This window comes from Microbacterium sp. SL62, from assembly GCF_026672635.1.
Taxonomy (GTDB): domain Bacteria; phylum Actinomycetota; class Actinomycetes; order Actinomycetales; family Microbacteriaceae; genus Microbacterium; species Microbacterium testaceum_A.
Genome location: NZ_JAPPRM010000001.1, coordinates 1,502,265 through 1,521,101 on the forward strand (window position 1 = coordinate 1,502,265; position 18,837 = coordinate 1,521,101).

The 18,837-nt window shown below is 69.1% G+C and carries 20 protein-coding genes and 1 pseudogene; 18 read left to right on the plus strand and 3 right to left on the minus strand.

The window, feature by feature from the left end; translation table 11 throughout:
• The first annotated feature begins 15 nt into the window (after positions 1–15).
• On the plus strand, positions 16–1,092 hold the full coding sequence (gene prfA, locus OVA26_RS07075) for a peptide chain release factor 1 (protein ID WP_268104893.1): 1,077 nt from the start codon (positions 16–18) through the stop codon (positions 1,090–1,092).
• 9 nt (positions 1,093–1,101) lie between these two features.
• Positions 1,102–1,695 (plus strand): GrpB family protein, encoded by a 594-nt coding sequence (locus tag OVA26_RS07080; RefSeq protein WP_268103582.1) that lies wholly within the window; start codon positions 1,102–1,104, stop codon positions 1,693–1,695.
• Between the two features lie 109 nt (positions 1,696–1,804).
• On the opposite strand, the pseudogene OVA26_RS07085 reads toward OVA26_RS07080, so the two are convergent.
• The 3 genes and pseudogenes from OVA26_RS07085 to cysK form a co-directional block, all read right to left on the minus strand.
• Positions 1,805–3,204, minus strand: a pseudogene (locus OVA26_RS07085) (amidase).
• Positions 3,205–3,253: 49 nt separating this feature from the next.
• Complete coding sequence (epsC, locus tag OVA26_RS07090; protein ID WP_268103583.1) at positions 3,254–3,823, minus strand: serine O-acetyltransferase EpsC; 570 nt, start codon at positions 3,821–3,823, stop codon at positions 3,254–3,256.
• Position 3,824: 1 nt separating this feature from the next.
• Positions 3,825–4,763, minus strand: coding sequence for a cysteine synthase A (gene cysK / locus OVA26_RS07095; protein ID WP_056227115.1), 939 nt, complete (start codon positions 4,761–4,763; stop codon positions 3,825–3,827).
• Positions 4,764–4,861: 98 nt separating this feature from the next.
• Here cysK and prmC point away from each other — a divergent pair, with 98 nt between their 5' ends.
• From prmC to OVA26_RS07175, 16 genes are all read left to right on the plus strand, one after another.
• Positions 4,862–5,755, plus strand: coding sequence for a peptide chain release factor N(5)-glutamine methyltransferase (prmC, locus tag OVA26_RS07100; protein WP_268103584.1), 894 nt, complete (start codon positions 4,862–4,864; stop codon positions 5,753–5,755).
• A gap of 39 nt (positions 5,756–5,794) precedes the next feature.
• Positions 5,795–6,532 (plus strand): L-threonylcarbamoyladenylate synthase, encoded by a 738-nt coding sequence (locus OVA26_RS07105; RefSeq protein WP_268103585.1) that lies wholly within the window; start codon positions 5,795–5,797, stop codon positions 6,530–6,532.
• Complete coding sequence (locus OVA26_RS07110; protein ID WP_056227121.1) at positions 6,529–7,701, plus strand: MraY family glycosyltransferase; 1,173 nt, start codon at positions 6,529–6,531, stop codon at positions 7,699–7,701. The genes OVA26_RS07105 and OVA26_RS07110 overlap by 4 nt, the downstream gene beginning before the upstream one ends.
• Positions 7,698–8,186, plus strand: coding sequence for a hypothetical protein (locus OVA26_RS07115; RefSeq protein WP_056227123.1), 489 nt, complete (start codon positions 7,698–7,700; stop codon positions 8,184–8,186). Before OVA26_RS07110 ends, OVA26_RS07115 begins: the two co-directional genes overlap by 4 nt.
• Positions 8,187–8,490: 304 nt before the next feature.
• Positions 8,491–9,210, plus strand: a complete 720-nt coding sequence (gene atpB / locus OVA26_RS07120; RefSeq protein WP_371129297.1) for a F0F1 ATP synthase subunit A — start codon at positions 8,491–8,493, stop codon at positions 9,208–9,210.
• A 44-nt stretch (positions 9,211–9,254) separates the two neighbouring features.
• A complete protein-coding gene (gene atpE, locus OVA26_RS07125) occupies positions 9,255–9,488 on the plus strand; it encodes a F0F1 ATP synthase subunit C (protein ID WP_043360904.1) in 234 nt (77 codons plus the stop codon).
• 35 nt (positions 9,489–9,523) lie between these two features.
• Positions 9,524–10,081: a F0F1 ATP synthase subunit B gene (locus OVA26_RS07130; RefSeq protein WP_144782142.1), complete on the plus strand. Its 558-nt coding sequence runs from the start codon at positions 9,524–9,526 to the stop codon at positions 10,079–10,081.
• Positions 10,081–10,869: a F0F1 ATP synthase subunit delta gene (locus tag OVA26_RS07135; protein WP_268103589.1), complete on the plus strand. Its 789-nt coding sequence runs from the start codon at positions 10,081–10,083 to the stop codon at positions 10,867–10,869. The genes OVA26_RS07130 and OVA26_RS07135 overlap by 1 nt, the downstream gene beginning before the upstream one ends.
• Before the next feature lie 62 nt (positions 10,870–10,931).
• Positions 10,932–12,563 (plus strand): F0F1 ATP synthase subunit alpha, encoded by a 1,632-nt coding sequence (gene atpA / locus OVA26_RS07140; protein ID WP_056227128.1) that lies wholly within the window; start codon positions 10,932–10,934, stop codon positions 12,561–12,563.
• A gap of 24 nt (positions 12,564–12,587) precedes the next feature.
• A complete protein-coding gene (locus OVA26_RS07145) occupies positions 12,588–13,487 on the plus strand; it encodes a F0F1 ATP synthase subunit gamma (protein ID WP_056227129.1) in 900 nt (299 codons plus the stop codon).
• Positions 13,488–13,509: 22 nt separating this feature from the next.
• Complete coding sequence (gene atpD / locus OVA26_RS07150; RefSeq protein WP_268103590.1) at positions 13,510–14,958, plus strand: F0F1 ATP synthase subunit beta; 1,449 nt, start codon at positions 13,510–13,512, stop codon at positions 14,956–14,958.
• A 1-nt stretch (position 14,959) separates the two neighbouring features.
• Positions 14,960–15,220, plus strand: coding sequence for a F0F1 ATP synthase subunit epsilon (locus tag OVA26_RS07155; protein ID WP_056227136.1), 261 nt, complete (start codon positions 14,960–14,962; stop codon positions 15,218–15,220).
• Positions 15,221–15,292: 72 nt separating this feature from the next.
• Entirely contained in the window at positions 15,293–16,042 is a 750-nt protein-coding gene (locus tag OVA26_RS07160) for a YaaA family protein (RefSeq protein WP_268103591.1), read from the plus strand.
• Between the two features lie 107 nt (positions 16,043–16,149).
• The gene (locus tag OVA26_RS07165; protein WP_230704363.1) at positions 16,150–16,854 is read left to right on the plus strand and encodes a DUF5684 domain-containing protein; all 705 of its coding nucleotides are present in this window, start codon (positions 16,150–16,152) and stop codon (positions 16,852–16,854) included.
• 76 nt (positions 16,855–16,930) lie between these two features.
• Entirely contained in the window at positions 16,931–17,911 is a 981-nt protein-coding gene (locus tag OVA26_RS07170) for an aldo/keto reductase (protein WP_268103592.1), read from the plus strand.
• Positions 17,912–18,029: 118 nt separating this feature from the next.
• Positions 18,030–18,803, plus strand: coding sequence for a PP2C family protein-serine/threonine phosphatase (locus OVA26_RS07175; protein WP_268103594.1), 774 nt, complete (start codon positions 18,030–18,032; stop codon positions 18,801–18,803).
• Positions 18,804–18,837: the final 34 nt, after the last annotated feature.

Below are 18,837 nucleotides of genomic sequence, written 5' to 3' on the forward strand. Positions count from 1 at the left end.
GTGTCCGACTCCGGCATCTTCGAGTCCGTCCGCGGGCTGCTCGACGAGCACCGGGAGGTCGAGCTCGAGCTGAACGACCCCGCGGTCCACGCTGACGCCGCGCGCGCCAAACGGGTGAACCGGCGCTACGCCGAGCTCAGTCGCATCGTGCACGCCTACGATGCCTGGCGCGCGGCATCCGACGATCTGGATGCCGCGCGCGAACTCGCCCGCGAGGACTCCGCGTTCGCCGAGGAGGTCCCGGCTCTCGAGGAGCGCGTGGCCGAGACGCAGGAGCGCCTGCGGCGTCTGCTCATCCCGCGCGACCCCGACGACGCCCGTGACGTGATCATGGAGATCAAGGGCGGCGAGGGCGGCGCCGAAAGCGCCCTCTTCGCGGCGGATCTGCTGCGCATGTACCTGCAGTACGCGGCATCCATGGGCTGGAAGACCGAGATGCTCGAACGCACCGAGTCCGACCTCGGCGGCTATAAGGACGTCCAGGTCGCGATCAAGGGCACCTCGAGCGACCCCGCGCAGGGCGTGTGGGCGCACCTGAAGTACGAGGGCGGAGTGCACCGCGTGCAGCGCGTGCCCGCCACCGAGTCGCAGGGGCGCATCCACACCTCCACGACCGGCGTCCTCGTCTTCCCCGAGGTCGACGAGCCCGAAGAGGTCGCGATCGACCCGAACGACCTGAAGATCGACGTCTTCCGCTCGTCGGGCCCCGGTGGTCAGTCCGTCAACACGACCGACTCCGCGGTGCGCATCACGCACGTTCCCACCGGGATCGTCGTCTCCATGCAGAACGAGAAGTCGCAGCTGCAGAACCGCGAGGCCGGCATGCGCGTGCTGCGCGCCCGCCTGCTCGCCAAGCAGCAAGAGGAGCGCGACGCGGTCGCCGCCGATGCGCGCAAGTCGCAGATCCGCGGCATGGACCGCTCCGAGCGCATCCGCACCTATAACTTCCCCGAGAACCGTATCGCCGATCACCGCACCGGGTACAAGGCGTACAACCTCGACCAGGTGATGGACGGCGCCCTCGGCCCGATCATCGAGTCGGCGATCACCGCCGACGAAGAAGCTCGCCTCGCGGCCCTCGCCGAGTCCTAAGCTCGGGTGGTGCTCACCGCCGCTCAGATCGTGTCGTTCGACGACACCCCGCCCCCGCCCGGACTCTCACCGTGGGTCGGCCCGGCCGAGCAGGTGCGACAGATCGAGATCGTGGATCCGGATGCCGCCTGGCCCGAGGTCTTCGAGGTGCTCCGTGCAGGCATCGTCGAGGCGCTGGGGGAGCGTGCGCTGCGGATCGACCACGTCGGGTCGACGTCGGTGCCGGGGCTGGCTGCCAAACCCGTCATCGACATCGACCTGACGGTCGCCGACACCGACGACGAAGACGCCTACGTCCCCGCGCTCGAGGCGCTCGGGTTCGTGCTGCGCGTGCGCGAGCCGTGGTGGCTCGGGCACCGCTGCCTGGTCTCGGCAGAGCCGGCCGCCAACCTGCACGTGTGGCCGCCCGACAGTCCCGAGGCCGCGCGGCACCGCCTCTTCCGTGACTGGCTGCGCGCAGACGAGGCGGATCGACAGCGGTACGCCGCGGTCAAGCGCGAGGTCGCGGCCGACGGCCTGATGAGCGAGTACAACGCCCGCAAAGAGGGCGTGATCCGCGAGATCTACGCGCGCGCCTTCGCCGCGGCGGGCCTCTTGCCCTGACGGCCGCCCTTCCGAGACCACAACGCAGGATCCACGGCCGCGACCCGTCCGCGGGGCGGCGTCGGCGCTTAAGCGCGGGCGGATCTCCTGTGCTGTGGACCGAAGGGCGTCAGGCGTCCCAGGCGGGCGGGTGGGGGAGCGGGCCGCGGCGCCCCTCGAGCTGAGCAGCGAGCGACAGCAGCGTGGCCTCGCCCCCGGGGCGGCCGACAAGCTGCACCGATACGGGGTGGCCCGCGGCACCCGTCGTCACCGGGATCGTGAGCGCAGGAAGGCCCGCGACGTTGACGAAGCTGGAGTACGGCGCGTATTCGACCTGCATCGCGAACGTGCGTTCCGGGCTGTGGCCCGCGTACGAGCCGATCGGCTGCGGGGGCTGCGCGAGAGCGGGGGTGAGCACCGCATCGAAGGCCGAGAAGTCAGCGATGGTGCGGCGCTCGAAGGCCCGGGCGGCCGCGAGTCCGCCGAGCAGTTCGAGCGCCGACAGGCGTCGCCCCTCCTGCACGAGCCACGCGGTGAGCGGCTCGACGAGCTCGGCATCGGCGTCGCTCAGCGGGATGCGCGCGGCACTCGCCCGCCAGAGCACGTGGAACAGCTCGGCATAAGCGAACGGATGCCAGTCGGCATCCCTCACCGCGTGTCCGGCGTCGTCGAGCCAGGCGGCGGCGGTGTCGAAGGCGGCGCGCGCGTCGGCGTCGAGGACGATGTCCTCGTCGTCGTCCCACGGCGAGACGGTAGTGATCCCGAGGCGCAGTCGACCGGGGTCGCGGTGCGCGGCGTCGACGAAGGGGCCGGCGCCGGGCGCGGCCGTCGCGTACGAGAAGGGGGCGAGCCCGACGAGGGCGTCGAGCAGGAGACCGGCGTCTTCGACCGAGCGCGCAATCGGTCCCGTGACCGACAGGCCGTCGGGGGAGTCGAAGCCCGAGCCGATCGGCAGCCGCCCGCGCGCGGGCTTCAGGCCCACGACGCCCACGGTCGCCGAGGGGATGCGGATCGAGCCGCCCCCGTCCGACCCGACGGCCGCGGGGAGGAGTCCCGCAGCGACCGCCACCGCCGCGCCACCGCTCGAGCCCCCGCGCCGGCCGCGGGCCGCCACGGGTCTCGCGCCGGGGCGTGGATCAGCGGTTCGGTGAAGCCGGTGAGACCGAACTCGGAGGTGCTGGTCTTGCCGAGGTTGATCGCTCCGGCGGCGTCGAGGGCCGTTGCGAGGGGATCGGATGCCGCGGGCACGTGGTTCACCCGTGAGCGTGAGCCGTAGCGCGTGGGCACTCCGGCGCGGGCGACGAGGTCCTTGTCGGCCAGGGGGACGCCCCACAGCGACCCGTCGGCCGGTCGAGGGAGGTCGGCCGCACGTCGGAGCGCGGCATCCCGGGTCACCTCGGAGAAGGCGCCGAGACCGCGGTGGCGGTCGATGCGGTCGAGGTAGTGGCTCGTCAGCTCGACGGGCGAGTACTCGCCGCTGCGGAGCCCGTCGATCTGGGCCACGAGCGAGAGATCGTGCAGTCGGGGCATTGTTCGAGCCTACGGCGGGCCGGCCGAACGGAAACAGCCGCCGCGGCGGTCAGATCCAGTACTCCGGGGTGGTCAGCAGCGCGCGGGTGTCCTCGCCGTTGCGGCGTGTGCGCGCCTTGGCCGGGACGCCCACGAGCACGCTGTCGGCCGGTGCATCGCGGGTGACGACGGCGTTCGCCCCCACGACCGACCGCGCACCGAGCGTGATCGGCCCGAGGATCTTGGCCCCCGCGCCCACGGCGACCCCGTCGTGCAGGGTCGGGTGTCGTTTGCCGCCCTCGCGCTGACGACCGCCCAGGGTGACGCCGTGGTACAGCATCACGTCGTCGCCGACCTCGGCCGTCTCGCCGACCACGACACCCATGCCGTGGTCGATGAAGAAGCGTCGACCGATCGTGGCGCCGGGGTGGATCTCGACCCCGGTGAGCCACCGGGTCACCTGCGACAGGGCCCGCGCCGGAAAGCGCAGGCCCCGTCGCCAGAGCCGGTTCGCGATGCGGTAGGACCACACGGCGTGAAGCCCGGGGTACAGCAGGGCGATCTCGAGGCCGCCGCGCGCCGCGGGATCGCGGAGCTTGGCGGAGGAGATGTCTTCGCGGACGCGGGAGAGGACCCCCACGTCAGTCTTCGCGCAGGTGCTCGTACAGCGCCGTCGAGAGATACCGCTCGCCGTACGAGGGGATGATGACGACGATGTTCTTGCCCGCCGCCTCGGGGCGACGCGCGACCTCGAGGGCGGCCCAGATGGCTGCGCCCGACGACATCCCCACGAGGATGCCGTCCTTCGCCGCGGTCTCGCGGGCGAGGCGGATGGCGTCGTCGAACTCGACGTCGATCACCTCGTCGATGATGTCGCGATCGAGGATCGCGGGCACGAAGTTGGGGCCGATGCCCTGGATCTTGTGCGGGCCGGGGTGGCCCTTGGTGAGCACGGGGGAGTCGGCGGGCTCGACCGCCACGACCTTGACCCCGGGCACGCGCTCCTTCAGCACCTGACCGACACCCGTGATGGTGCCGCCCGTGCCGATGCCGGCCACGAAGTAGTCGACCTTGCCCTCGGTGTCGCGCAGGATCTCTTCGGCCGTCGTCTTGCGGTGGATAGCGGGGTTCGCCTCGTTCTCGAACTGGCGGGCCCACACCGCGCCGGGGGTCTCGGCGACGATGCGCTTGGCCTCGTCGACGGCGTGCGACATGCCCTTGGTCGGGTCGGTGAGAACGAGCTCGGCGCCGAACGCCTTGAGCAGGATGCGGCGCTCCTTCGACATCGAGGCGGGCATCGTGAGGATGACCTTGTACCCGCGCGCGGCGCCGACCATCGCGAGGGCGATGCCGGTGTTGCCGCTGGTCGACTCGACGATCGTGCCGCCGGGCTTCAGCTCGCCGGATGCCTCGGCCGCGTCGATGATCGCGATGCCGAGGCGGTCCTTGACGCTGGAGGCGGGGTTGTAGAACTCGAGCTTGGCGAGGATCTGGCCGCCGACGCCCTCGGCGACGCGGTTCAGCCGCACCAGCGGCGTGTCGCCGAATGCAGAGGTGATGTCGGAGTGGATGCCGGGCATGGCTCGCCTTTCGCCGTCGGTCGGGACGCGTTCATTTTAGGCGAGCCCTCCGACACCACCGGCTGTGTGACGCTGCGCGACTAGGCTGGGCTCCCGTCATGTCAGGAACCGTCCCGCCTCCCGCCCCCACGGCCGTTTCGGTCGCCGACACCGTGCGCGCGGCCGCTCACCGGCTGCACGCGGCGGGGGTTCCCGACCCCCAGGTCGACGCCGAACTGCTGGTGGCCCACGTCCTCGAATCGTCCCGCGGGGGCGTCCAGGCCGCCGCGATCCGCGGAGACCGGATGCCGGAGCCCGCCGCCCGCGCCCTCGCGCCGCTCCTGGATCGCCGCGCCGCCCGCGAGCCGCTGCAGCACCTCACGGGTCTCGCCCCGTTCCGATCGATGGAACTCGCGGTCGGACCGGGGGTCTTCGTGCCCCGTCCTGAGACCGAGATGGTGGCTCAGCTCGCCATCGACGCCCTGCGTTCGGCGGCGTCGGAGGCTCCGATCGCCGTCGACCTCGGCACGGGCAGCGGAGCGATCGCGCTGGCGCTGGCGACCGAGGTGCCCCACGCCCGCGTCTTCGCCGCTGAGAACTCGGTCGACGCGTTCGTCTGGACGAAACACAACGTCGCCCGGATCGGCGCGGACAACGTCACGCTGGCGTTCGTCGACCTCGCCGACGCCTTCCCCGAGCTCGACGGAACCGTGTCCGTCGTGGCATCCAATCCTCCCTATGTTCCCGACGACGCGATACCCCGCGATCCCGAGGTGCGCCTCTACGACCCACCCGCGGCGCTCTACGGAGGACCGGACGGGCTGGATGCCGTGCGCCACCTCAGTCGCGTGGGCCTGCGGCTGGGCCACCCCGGCGCGACGATCGTCATCGAGCACGGGGAGTGGCAGGGCGCGGCCATCCGCGAGATCCTCACTGCGGACGGCTGGCGTTCGGCGGCGACCCACCCGGACCTCACGACCCGGGATCGCGCCACGACCGCCGTGCGCCCCTGACGACGCGGGCGGTGGCGCGCGACTAGACTGGCGCGCGTTATGTCACCCGTCTACGACTGCCGTGACGAGTCGCAGCTGCTGTCCGGAATGCGCCACGCGCGTCAAGCGATCGGCAGAGGCGAACTCGTCGTGCTCCCCACTGACACCGTCTACGGAATCGCCGCGGACGCGTTCAACGCGCGCGCCGTCGCCGGCCTGCTCGAGGCGAAGGGCCGGGGCCGCCAGCAGCCGCCCCCCGTGCTCGTGCCCGGGGTGGGGACGCTGCGGGCTCTCGTGGCCGAGATCCCGCCCGCCGTCGACGACCTCGTCCGCGAGTTCTGGCCGGGCGGCCTCACCATCGTGCTGCCCGCGCAGCCCTCGCTCTCGTGGGACCTCGGAGACACCCACGGCACGGTGGCCGTGCGCATGCCCGCTCAGAAGATGACGCTGGAACTCCTCGAAGAGACCGGTCCGCTGGCCGTGTCGAGCGCGAACCTCACCGGTCGCGCCGCCGCCGTCGACATCGACTCCGCACGCGACATGCTCGGCGACAGCGTCGCGGTCTACCTCGACGCCGGCGTCAGCGAGACCGGCATCGCCTCCACCATCATCGACGCGACCACGCTCGTCGGGGGAGCGGAGCCGCAGATCCGGGTGCTGCGCGAGGGCGCGATCTCGCGTGAGCGGCTGCGCGCCGTCGTGGGCGACCTGCTCGAGCCCGACCCCGTGGACGAGGTCGTCGACCCGCTCGCCGCCCCCGCCGCAACGACCCCGGATGCCGAGGCGCCGGGTCCGTGACCCAATACCTCCTCACCATCCTGTTCACGGCGGCGGTCACGCTCGCGCTGTCGTGGGTGGTGTGGAAGCTCGCGCTGCGGTTCAAGCTGTACCCCGGCATCCGCGACCGCGACGTGCACAAGACGCCGACGCCGCGCCTCGGCGGAGTCGCGATGTTCCTCGGCGTCGTGGCGGCCTTCGCCCTGTCGAGCCGCAACCCCTACTTCGCGATCTTCTGGATCGACCCCGTGCCGGTGCTGTCCCTGCTGGGGGCGGTCCTGCTCATCGTGCTCGTCGGCGTCGCCGACGACCTCTGGGACCTCGACTGGATGATCAAGCTCGGGGCGCAGTTCGTCGCCGCGGGCATCATCGCCTGGTTCGGCCAACTGCAGATCCTCTCGCTGCCGATCGGCGCCCTGACGGTCGGCTCCAGCTGGGTGAGTTTCCTGCTGACCGTGTTCGCCCTGGTGGTCGTGATGAACGCGGTGAACTTCATCGACGGACTCAACGGTCTCGTCGCCGGCGTCTGCCTGATCGCGAACGGCGTCTTCTTCGCGTACTCCTACCTGCTCGTGCGCGACACCGGAGCGAGCACCTACTTCAACCTCGCGTCGTTCATCGCGGCCGTCCTCGTGGGGGCGTGCCTCGGCTTCCTCCCGATGAACTGGACGCCGGCGAAGCTCTTCATGGGAGACGCGGGGGCCCTGATGCTCGGGCTGCTCATGGCCAGTTCGGCCGTCGCCATCACCGGTCAGCTCGACCCGGCAGTGCTCGATCCCGAGAAGATCGGCCGGTCGCAGCTGCTCGGTGCGTTCATCCCGATCCTGCTGCCCGTGGTCATCGTCCTGCTGCCCCTGCTCGACTTCGGTCTCGCCGTCGCCCGCCGGCAGTGGGCGGGAAGATCACCGTTCTCGCCGGACCGCAAGCACCTGCACCACCGCATGCTCGACATGGGGCACACCGACCGCGACGCGGTCCTCATCTTCTACAGCTGGACCGCCGTGGTGAGCCTCGCGTTCCTGCTGATGTACATCGGCACCCAGCAGAGCTGGCCCGGCGACTACGCCTTCGGCATCGTCTTCGGCGTCATCGGCGTCATCGCGTGCGTCGTTCTCACCCTCCTGCCCTCCCAGCACCGACTGCGGCTGTCCCGCCGCCCCCGACCCACCCGACCGGAGTCCCCCTCATGAGCAGTGCTTCCCCCGCCCCTCGTCGTCCCCTCTCCAGTACCCCGGTGCTGCGCACCGCCCTGGTCTGGGGCGGCATCGTGACGGCGGTGCTCCTCGTGCTCGGGGCCGTCATCGGATTCCTCGTCGGGGGAGGGGGCGGCCTCGGCAGCGCTCTGTCCGGCGTCGCGGTCAGCGCGATCTTCCTCGCCGTCACGGCCATCAGCATCCTGGTGGCGAACCGATGGTTCGGCGATCCGCTCTACGTCCCGATCTTCTTCGGCATCGTGCTGGGCGGCTGGCTGCTCAAGCTCATCCTGTTCATCGTGGCGATCGTCGTGCTGCGCGGACAGGGCTGGGTCGACCCCGTCGTGTTCTACGTCGCGCTCGTCGTCAGCGTCATCGCCTCGCTCGCGGTCGACGTGGTCGTCCTGCTGCGCATGCGCATCCCCAGCGTCAGCGACGTGACCCTGCCCACCGACCCCGAGGCGGGCGACCGTCGCTCCTGAGCGGCCGTATCCCATGGTGCGGCCGGCGGCCGCACATTAGTCCGGTGCCGAGACGATCGCACCGAGCGGACTCATGGATCCGCCGGGAGTTTGATAGGGTGGTCGAGTACCCACCCGCGATTGGAATTCTTCTCCAAGCTCGCACTTCGGGTAACAATCACCGACCATCGTCGCAACGGTTCACACCGATGCCCCGAAGCTGGAGCCAGCGCTGACTACTCAAGCTGCGACCCTGATCACGAACTTCGCGTCTGCGGGTGCGGAATTCCACCCGCCCTCCATCTCGGAGTTCTTCCCCGACGCGGTGCTGTTCGAGGGCACGATGTTCGCGATCACGCGCATCAACCTCATCCAGATGCTCGCGACGGTGGTTCTGGTCACGCTCCTCGTCGTCGGAACGCGTCGCATGACAGTGGTCCCCGGTCGCTTCCAGAGCGTCGTCGAGATGGGCCTGGACTTCGTTCGCGTGAACATCGCCGAGGACATCCTCGGCCGCAAGGACGGCAAGCGCTTCCTGCCGATCCTCACCACCATCTTCTTCATGGTGCTGTTCATGAACATCACGGGTGTCATCCCGTTCCTGAACATCGCCGGCACCAGCGTCATCGCGGTTCCGATGCTCCTCGCGATCGTGGCCTACGTCACCTTCATCTACGCGGGCATCAAGAAGAGCCCCGGCGGCTTCTTCCGCAACTCGCTGATGCCTCCCGGGCTGCCCTGGTTCCTCTACATCCTGATCATCCCGCTCGAGTTCCTCTCGACCTTCATCATCCGCCCCGTCACCCTGACGCTGCGACTGCTGATGAACATGGTCGTCGGCCACCTCATGCTGGTGCTGTTCTTCGCCGCGACGCAGTTCTTCGTGGTGGACCTCAGCGGATGGTGGACCGCGCTCGGCGCCGGCTCCCTCGCCTTCGGCTTCGCCTTCACCCTGTTCGAAATCTTCGTCGCCTTCCTCCAGGCGTACGTCTTCGCGATCCTCACCGCGGTCTACATCCAGCTCGCGGTCGCAGAAGAGCACTGAGCGGCCCGGCGCACGCCGAGCCACCCAACGAAAGGAAAAAACCCGTGGACGCAACTACGGTTCTCGCCCAGGTCACCGGTAACGTCGCCACGATCGGCTACGGTCTCGCTGCCATCGGTCCCGCCATCGGCGTGGGCATCGTCGTCGGCAAGACGATCGAGGGCGTCGCTCGTCAGCCCGAGCTCGCGGGCCGCCTGCAGGTCCTGATGTTCATCGGTATCGCCTTCACCGAGGCGCTCGCCTTCATCGGTATCGCAACCGGCTTCATCTTCACTTGATCCCGGCCGCTCTCGATTCACTGTAAGGAGACAGGATGCTGAACGCTCTTGTCACTCTCGCCGCGGAGCCCGCGGGGGAAGCGCACAACCCGCTGCTTCCCGCGGTCTACGACATCATCTGGTCGGCCGTATGCTTCGTCGTCATCATCTTCGTGGTGTGGCGCGTCGCTCTGCCGCGCATGGCGAAGCTGCTCGACGAGCGCAGTGCTGCCATCGAGGGCAACATCGCCAAGGCCGACGAGGCTCAGCGACAGGCCGAGGCCGCCCTCGAGGAGTACACCGCCCAGCTCGCCGAGGCGCGCAAAGAAGCCGGTGAGATCCGCGAGAACGCCACCCAGGACGGTCGAAAGATCGTCGCCGAGGCCAAGGAGACCGCGTCGGCCGAGGCCGCTCGCATCACCGCGTCCGCGCACGCTCAGATCGAGGCCGAGCGTCAGACGGCCCTCGTGCAGCTGCGTTCCGAGGTCGGTACCCTCGCGGTCGACCTCGCGGGCAACGTCATCGGTGAGACCCTGACGGACGACGCGCGCGCCAACGCCGTGGTCGACCGTTTCCTCGCCGAGCTCGAAGCTTCCGAGAAGGCGGCCAAGTAATGGGCAGCGCGACCACTCAGGCGCGGACCGCGACCGCGGAGGCCCTGGCCTCCACCTCGGGCGTCGATCTCGACGTCGCGCGCGAACTGTTCGCGGCCGTCGGTGCCGTGAGCGGCTCGGCGCAGCTGAGCGGCGCGCTGTCCGACTCGTCGGTGCCGCCCGCCGCCCGTGCGGGTCTGGTGTCCGGCGTCTTCGGAGCCTCGTACCGGCCCGCGACCGTGGCGCTGCTCACCAGTGCCGCGCAGCAGCGCTGGTCGACCTCCGCGGAGTTCGTCGAAGGACTCGAAGAGCTCGCTGTGCTCGCGACCTCGGTCGCCGAGGACGCGGACATCGAGGCCGAGCTCTTCTCGTTCTCGCGCACCGTCGCTTCCAACGGCGAGCTCGAACTCGCGCTGGGCGGCCGCCTCGGCGACGCGTCGGCGAAGGGGGCTCTCGTCTCGAAGCTCCTCGACGGCCGGGCGAGCGCGGGGACCGCACTCATCGTGTCGTCGCTGGTCGAGCACGCGCGCGGTCGTCGCGTCCGTGCTCTCCTGCGTCGCGCTGAGCGCATCGTCGCCGAGCAGCGCGCGCGCATCGTCGCGACGGTGTTCGCGGCGACGCCGTTGAACGCCGACCAGCAGTCCCGCCTCCAGAACGCTCTCAGCGCACGTTACGGTTCGGCCGTCACGCTGAACACCGTGATCGACCCGACCGTGGTCGGTGGGCTGCGCGTGCAGGTCGCCGACGACGTGATCGACGCGAGCGTGTCCGCACGCCTCGCGGACCTCCGCCAGCGCATCGCCGGCTGAAGACTTTCCGCCCGAGTGGGCGTGGATCTGGGGGCCGAGTGCCCCACGAACGAAGGAAGACAATGGCAGATCTCTCTATCAGCCCCGACGTCATTCGTGACGCGCTGAAGGACTTCGTCAACGCCTACGAGCCCACCGGCGCTGCGGCGACCGAGGTCGGCGCCGTCGTCGACGCGGCCGACGGTATCGCTCACGTCGAGGGCCTTCCCGGCGTCATGGCCAACGAGCTCATCCGCTTCGCGGACGGCACGCTCGGCCTCGCCCAGAACCTCGACGAGAACGAGGTCGGTGTCGTCGTGCTCGGCGAGTTCTCCGGCATCGAAGAAGGCCAGAGCGTCACCCGCACCGGTGAGGTCCTCTCGGTCGGCGTCGGCGACGGGTACCTGGGTCGCGTCGTCGACCCGCTCGGAAACCCCATCGACGGTCTGGGCGAGATCGCGACCGAGGGCCGCCGCGCCCTCGAGCTCCAGGCGCCCGGCGTCATGCAGCGCAAGAGCGTGCACGAGCCCCTCCAGACCGGCATCAAGGCCATCGACGCCATGATCCCCGTCGGCCGCGGCCAGCGTCAGCTCATCATCGGCGACCGCCAGACCGGCAAGACGGCCATCGCGATCGACACGATCATCAACCAGAAGTCGAACTGGGAGTCCGGCGACGTCGACAAGCAGGTGCGTTGCATCTACGTCGCGATCGGCCAGAAGGGCTCGACCATCGCTTCGGTGAAGGGCGCGCTCGAAGAGGCCGGCGCGATGGAGTACACCACCATCGTCGCGGCTCCCGCCTCCGACCCCGCCGGCTTCAAGTACCTCGCCCCCTACACCGGCTCGGCCATCGGCCAGCACTGGATGTACGGCGGCAAGCACGTCCTCATCATCTTCGACGACCTGTCGAAGCAGGCCGAGGCCTACCGTGCCGTTTCGCTGCTCCTGCGCCGCCCGCCGGGCCGCGAGGCGTACCCCGGCGACGTCTTCTACCTGCACTCGCGTCTGCTCGAGCGTTGCGCGAAGCTGTCCGACGAGCTCGGCGCGGGTTCGATGACGGGTCTTCCCATCATCGAGACCAAGGCGAACGACGTCTCGGCGTACATCCCGACCAACGTGATCTCGATCACCGACGGCCAGATCTTCCTGCAGTCCGACCTGTTCAACGCCAACCAGCGTCCCGCGGTCGACGTGGGTATCTCGGTGTCGCGCGTCGGCGGTGACGCTCAGGTCAAGTCGATCAAGAAGGTCTCCGGAACCCTGAAGCTCGAGCTGGCGCAGTATCGCTCGCTCGAGGCCTTCGCGATGTTCGCGAGCGACCTCGACGCGGCCTCGCGTCGTCAGCTGGCACGCGGTGCGCGTCTGACCGAGCTGCTCAAGCAGCCGCAGTACTCGCCGTACCCCGTCGAGGAGCAGGTCGTCTCGATCTGGGCCGGCACGAACGGCAAGCTGGACACCGTCGAGGTCTCGGACGTGCTCCGCTTCGAGCGCGAGCTGCTCGACTACCTCCGTCGCAACTCGACCGTGCTCGACACGCTGCGCGAGACCAACGCGCTGGGTGACGACACCCTCGCCGAGCTCGAGAAGCAGATCGACGCCTTCACCAAGGAGTTCCAGCCCGGCAAGGACCAGGGCGTCGTCGGCGCCGAGAAGGTCGACGCCGCCGAGGCGGAAGACGTGAACCAGGAGCGGATCGTCAAAGGCCGTCGCTGAGGAGCGAGGACACGGACGTAAATCATGGGCGCACAGCTACGGGTCTACAAGCAGAAGATCTCTTCTGCTCAGACGACCAAGAAGATCACCAAGGCGATGGAGCTCATCGCGGCCTCACGCATTCAGAAGGCGATGGCGCGTGTGCGCGCGGCATCCCCTTTCGCGCGGGCCGTCACGAGCGCCGTCTCCGCGGTGGCCACTCACTCCTCCGTCGATCACCCGTTGACCACCGAGCGTGAGAACATCCGTCGCTCGGCCCTGGTCGTCTTCACCTCCGACCGCGGCCTGGCCGGCGCGTTCAACTCGCAGATCCTCCGTGAGGCGCTCGAGCTGGCCGAGCTGCTCCGTTCGCAGGGCAAAGAGGTCGTGTTCTACCTCGTCGGGCGCAAGGCCGTCGGGTACTTCCAGTTCCGTCGCATGGCGAGCGTCGCACAGTGGGTCGGCGACACCGACACCCCGCAGTTCTCGACGGCGGAAGAGATCTCGGATGCCGTCCTGAAGGCCTACCGCGCCGGTGGCGAGAACGACGGCGTCGACGAGATCCACCTCGTGTACAACCGCTTCGTCAGCATGATGACGCAGTCGCCCGAGTCGGTCCGTCTTCTTCCCCTCGAGGTCCTCGAGGCGGACGAGGCTCCGGCCCAGGCCGAGGTGTACCCGCTCTACGAGTTCGAGCCGGATGCAGAGACCGTGCTCGATGCGCTCCTGCCGGTCTACGTCCAGAGCCGCATCTTCAACGCCCTCCTCCAGTCGTCGGCCGCCAAGCACGCCGCGACGCAGAAGGCCATGAAGTCGGCCAGCGACAACGCCGACAAGCTCATCACCGACTACACCCGCCTGCGCAACAACGCGCGTCAGGCGGAGATCACGCAGCAGATCGCCGAGATCGTCGGCGGCGCCGATGCCCTGGCATCCGGCAAGTAAGTTCCCAAGGAGAGAAGAAGCCATGAGCCTCACCGCCGAGAAGACCGACGCGGCCGTCGTCGGACGCGTCGCGCGCGTCACCGGCCCGGTCGTCGACATCGAGTTCCCGCATGACGCGATCCCCGAGATCTACAACGCGCTGAAGACCACGATCACCATTGGTGACGAGTCGACCGAGATCACCCTCGAGGTCGCCCAGCACCTCGGCGACGATCTCGTCCGCGCCATCTCGCTCAAGCCCACCGACGGCATGGTCCGCGGCCAGGAAGTGCGCGACACGCGCGGCCCCATCTCGGTGCCCGTCGGCGACGTCACCAAGGGCAAGGTCTTCGACGTGACCGGCGAGGTGCTCAACGCCGCTCCCGGCGAGACGATCGAGGTCACCGAGCGCTGGGGCATCCACCGCAAGGCGCCCAGCTTCGACCAGCTCGAGTCCAAGACCGAGATGTTCGAGACCGGCATCAAGTCGATCGACCTTCTCACCCCCTACGTGCAGGGCGGAAAGATTGGCCTCTTCGGAGGTGCCGGCGTCGGCAAGACCGTCCTCATCCAGGAGATGATCCAGCGCGTCGCGCAGGACCACGGTGGCGTGTCGGTGTTCGCCGGTGTCGGTGAGCGCACCCGTGAGGGCAACGACCTCATCGCCGAGATGGAAGAGGCGGGTGTCTTCGACAAGACCGCCCTCGTGTTCGGCCAGATGGACGAGCCGCCGGGAACGCGTCTGCGCGTCGCCCTTTCGGCCCTGACGATGGCGGAGTACTTCCGCGACGTGCAGAAGCAGGACGTGCTGTTGTTCATCGACAACATCTTCCGCTTCACGCAGGCCGGTTCCGAGGTCTCGACGCTGCTCGGCCGCATGCCCTCCGCCGTGGGATACCAGCCGAACCTCGCCGACGAGATGGGTGTGCTCCAGGAGCGCATCACGTCGACGCGCGGTCACTCGATCACCTCGCTGCAGGCGATCTACGTCCCCGCCGACGACTACACCGACCCGGCTCCCGCGACCACGTTCGCGCACCTCGACGCCACCACCGAGCTCTCGCGTGAGATCGCGTCGAAGGGTCTGTACCCGGCCATCGACCCGCTGACCTCGACGAGCCGCATCCTCGACCCGCGCTACATCGGTGCCGACCACTACCGCGTCGCCACCAACGTGAAGCAGATCCTCCAGAAGAACAAGGAACTGCAGGAGATCATCGCCATCCTCGGCGTCGACGAGCTCTCCGAGGAAGACAAGATCGTCGTGTCGCGTGCACGCCGCATCCAGCAGTTCCTCTCGCAGAACACCTACATGGCCAAGAAGTTCACCGGTGTCGAGGGCTCCACGGTCCCGATCAAGGAGACCATCGAGTCGTTCGACGCGATCGTCAAGGGTGACTTCGACCACGTCGCCGAGCAGGCGTTCTTCAACGTCGGTGGCATCTCCGACGTCGAGGCCAAGTGGGCGCAGATCCAGAAGGAGAACGGCTGACATGTCGTTGCGCGTGAGCCTGGTGTCGGCAGACGCCGAGGTGTGGACGGGGGAGGCGACGCTGGTCGTCGCCAAGACCGTCGAGGGTGAGATCGGCTTCATGCAGGGGCATGAGCCGGTGCTCGCGATCCTCGCCCAGGGCGAGGTGCGCATCACCCGCACCGACGGCACGAAGATCCTGGCCAACGCCGAGGACGGCTTCCTGTCGATGGCCGACGACGAACTCACCATCGTCGCCGGAAACGCCGCTCTCGTCTCCTGACGCCGCTTCATCGCTGACGCGCGTCGCCCGGTTCTCCGGGCGGCGCGCGTCGCTGTTTTCCCGAAGGTTCCCATGCTCGTCCTGCTTCCCCCGTCCGAGACCAAGCGCCCCGGCGGCGACGGCCCGATGCTGGATCTCGCGTCCCTCGCGCTCCCTTCTCTCCGGGACGCGCGCGAAACGGTCGTCGCCGCGCTGGTCGCGCTATCCGCCGATGAGGACGAGGCGGCGCGCGTCCTGAAGATCAGTGCGAAGCGTCGGCACGAGATCGCCGACAACGCTGCGGTGCGCACGGCGCCGACCATGCCGGCGATCGATCGCTACACCGGGGTCTTGTTCGATGCCCTGGATGCCGCGTCCCTCGATGCGGCATCCCGTTCATGGCTCGGCGAGCACGTCCTCATCCAGTCGGCGCCGTTCGGGCCGGTCGGTGCCCTCGACGGCATCCCGCCGTATCGCCTCGCGGCGGGGACGTCGCTACCCGGCGCCCCGGCTCTGCGGCGGATCTGGGCGGATGCCGTTCGACAGGCGTGGGCGCAGCGCCGACCCGACTTCGTCCTCGACCTGCGCTCGGAGGCGTACGCGGCTCTCGGGCCGCTGCCGGAGGGTGTCCCCTCGGCCTACGTGCGGGTCATGAGCGAGGACTCGGGTGGTCGGACTCGCGCACTCAACCACTTCAACAAACATGCGAAGGGTGAGCTCGTGCGATCCCTCGCGTCCCAGGGCGTCGGCATTGCCTCGCTCGACGAGTTCGTGAGCTGGGCGTCCGGCGCGGGGTGGGTGGTCCGCCCGGGGGAGGCCGGCGAGGTGGCGCTCATTGTATGACATGGGCGTGCCCCTGTCAGGAAAGTCTCAGCTTCGCTAGCATGTGAGGCGCGGGAGAGCCCCGCCGGTGCCGCGCGACGCGCACGACTCCGTACGAGAGGAACCTCGTGAACACTTCTTATCTCGCCTACAGCGACTACGGGACGACGAGTGGAGCCGAAGCCGCTCTGGTCGGCATCGTCTACCTGTTCATCTTCTTGTTCTCCATCGCCGGATACGTCATCAGCGCATTCCTTCTGATGCGCATCTTCGACAAGGCCGGCGTCCAGGGCAAATGGCGCGCCTGGGTCCCGATCTACAACTACATGGTCTTCGCCAAGCTGGGCGACCTCTCGCCGTGGGTCATCCTGGCCCTTGTCGTGGCGACGGCGATTCCGATCCTGAACTTCCTGGCCGGCATCGCGATCGTGGTCGCGCTGATCATGGTGTCCTACCGCGTCAACGCGAAGTTCGGTCGTGAGTGGCCGATCCTGCTGCTGTTCATCCTCGGCCCCCTCGGGCAGTGGATCTTCCTCGCGATCCTCGCGTTCGGCAACAACCCGTGGAACCCCGCCATTCGCCCCGCCCCCTGGGCCAACTCCTTCCTCGCCGACAAGACGGTGTGGAACGGCATCCCCGTGCAGCCCTCCCAGCAGGTCTCCGGCAACGGCGGCCCGGGTGTCGGCGGCTCCGGCTACGGCGCTCCCGGCTACGGCAGCACGCCCCCGCCGCCGGCCCCGCAGTCGTACAACCCGCCGGCCACCGGCACGACTCCGCCGCCGCCCGCGACGGGCACCACGCCCCCGCCCCCGCCGGCCGGACCCGTGGTCTGACACACCGGTCTCGTTCACGAAGGGCTCCTCGCACCCGCGGGGAGCCCTTCGCCGTTCCCGCCGCTAGCGTGGAGGGATGACCCCCGCAGACCTGCCTCTCCGTCCCGTCGGCCGCTCCGGACTCCGCGTCTCGGCGATCGGACTCGGGTGCAACAACTTCGGACGAGCGGGAACCGCCACCGAGACACTCGACGGAACGCGCGCGGTGCTCGATGCGGCGATCGATGCGGGCGTGACTTTCCTCGACACCGCCGACATGTACGGTCACGAGTTCGGTTTGTCCGAGACGCTGATGGGGGAGGCGCTCGAGGGGCGCCGCGATCAGGTCGTGCTGGCCACGAAGTTCGGGCACGCCGATTTCGCTCCCGCGGTGACCGGGGGGTCCAAGGGATCCCGCGCGCACGTGCGTCGTGCCGTCGAAGACTCGCTCCGACGCCTGCGCACCGACTGGATCGACCTGTACCAGCTGCACACGCCCGACCCGTCGACGCCGATCGAGGAAACCCTCGGCGCCCTCGCCGACCTCGTCCGCGAGGGCAAGGTGCGCTACATCGGGCATTCGAACTTCTCAGGGTGGCGGATCGCCGAGGCCGACCATGCCGCCGACGGCGTGCGGTTCGTCTCGGCCCAGAATCAGTACAGCCTGCTGGCCCGCGCCGCCGAGCGGGAGGTGCTGCCCGCCGCCTCTCGTTACGGCCTCGGGTTCCTGCCCTTCTTCCCCTTGCACAACGGCCTGCTGACCGGCAAGTTCACGCGGGACGGGGGCCCTGAGGGGAGCCGCATCATGCGTCAGCGCCCCCACCTGTGGCGTGACGCCCCCTGGGACGCGCTCGAGCGCTACCAGGCCTTCTGCGATGCACGCGGGATCACGATGCTCGAGGCGACCTTCGCCTGGTTCCTCGCCAACCCCCTGGTCGCGAGCGTCATCGCGGGCGCGACGAGCGCAGAGCAGGTGCGCGCCAATGCCGCAGCCGCCACCGCCTGGACGCCGAGCGCCGAGGATCTCGCCGAGATCGACGGCATCCTTCCTCTGCCCGCCGATCCGGCCGCGGGATGAATGCCACCGCTGGGATGTGTCGGTGCGGCGCGTCCTCGGATCGTGCCCGAGCGTCGACTAAGATGACAGGGCCGTGCGTTTCCGCCGGCGCAGTCGTCGGCCAACCGGAGGATCGTTCGTGCCCGAGGTGACCACCCACACGCGCACCGTCCCGCTCGGTGACACCGTTCTCGAGCTGTCGTGGGCGGCCAGCACCGAGGTCGGACGCCGCCGCGAGGTGAACCAGGACGCCGTCCTCGCCGACTTCCCGCTGTTCGTCGTCGCCGACGGCATGGGCGGGCATCTCGGCGGAGAGATCGCGAGCGCGAGCACCGTCGAGCGGCTCCGTGCCGTGGTCGCGACGGGCCCGGTCTCGACGAAGAACATCGAGAAGGCGCTCTCGCGGGCGGTCAAAGACATCGTGGCCCACCCCGAGACCACCGACGAGGGCACCGGAACCACCCTCACCGGCGTGTACCTCGAGACCCACACCGAAGAACCGCACTGGGTGACGCTGAACATCGGCGACTCGCGCGTGTATCTTCTGCGCGATGGTGAGATCGTCCAGGTGACGACCGACCACTCCGTGGTGCAAGAGCTCATCGCCGCCGGGCGTCTGAGCCCCGAAGAGGCCGAGAACCACCCCTACGGCAACGTGATCACTCGAGCCGTGGGACCGAGCGACAGCGTCAAGCCCGACTACCTCCGCCTCGACGTGCTCGACAGCGATCGCTTCGTGATCTGCTCCGACGGTCTCACCAAAGAGCTCACCGACTTCGGCATCCGTCATTTCCTCGAGGCGAACGCCGACCCGGCCGCGGCCGTCGAGGCCATGATGGCCGCCGCCCTCGAGAACGGCGGACGCGACAACATCTCGATCGTCGTGCTCGACGTCGCCCGCCGCTCCGCCTGAAATTCATCTTGACCGCGGAGACCGCGGATTCTAC

Coding starts and splice junctions, on each gene's coding strand:
- cysK (WP_056227115.1), bottom strand. CDS start 4,763: ATGCCCGGCATCCACTCCGACATCACCTCTGCATTCGGCGACACGCCG.
- prmC (WP_268103584.1), top strand. CDS start 4,862: ATGTCAGGAACCGTCCCGCCTCCCGCCCCCACGGCCGTTTCGGTCGCC.
- OVA26_RS07105 (WP_268103585.1), top strand. CDS start 5,795: ATGTCACCCGTCTACGACTGCCGTGACGAGTCGCAGCTGCTGTCCGGA.
- OVA26_RS07115 (WP_056227123.1), top strand. CDS start 7,698: ATGAGCAGTGCTTCCCCCGCCCCTCGTCGTCCCCTCTCCAGTACCCCG.
- OVA26_RS07130 (WP_144782142.1), top strand. CDS start 9,524: ATGCTGAACGCTCTTGTCACTCTCGCCGCGGAGCCCGCGGGGGAAGCG.
- OVA26_RS07135 (WP_268103589.1), top strand. CDS start 10,081: ATGGGCAGCGCGACCACTCAGGCGCGGACCGCGACCGCGGAGGCCCTG.
- atpA (WP_056227128.1), top strand. CDS start 10,932: ATGGCAGATCTCTCTATCAGCCCCGACGTCATTCGTGACGCGCTGAAG.
- OVA26_RS07145 (WP_056227129.1), top strand. CDS start 12,588: ATGGGCGCACAGCTACGGGTCTACAAGCAGAAGATCTCTTCTGCTCAG.
- atpD (WP_268103590.1), top strand. CDS start 13,510: ATGAGCCTCACCGCCGAGAAGACCGACGCGGCCGTCGTCGGACGCGTC.
- OVA26_RS07155 (WP_056227136.1), top strand. CDS start 14,960: ATGTCGTTGCGCGTGAGCCTGGTGTCGGCAGACGCCGAGGTGTGGACG.
- OVA26_RS07160 (WP_268103591.1), top strand. CDS start 15,293: ATGCTCGTCCTGCTTCCCCCGTCCGAGACCAAGCGCCCCGGCGGCGAC.
- OVA26_RS07170 (WP_268103592.1), top strand. CDS start 16,931: ATGACCCCCGCAGACCTGCCTCTCCGTCCCGTCGGCCGCTCCGGACTC.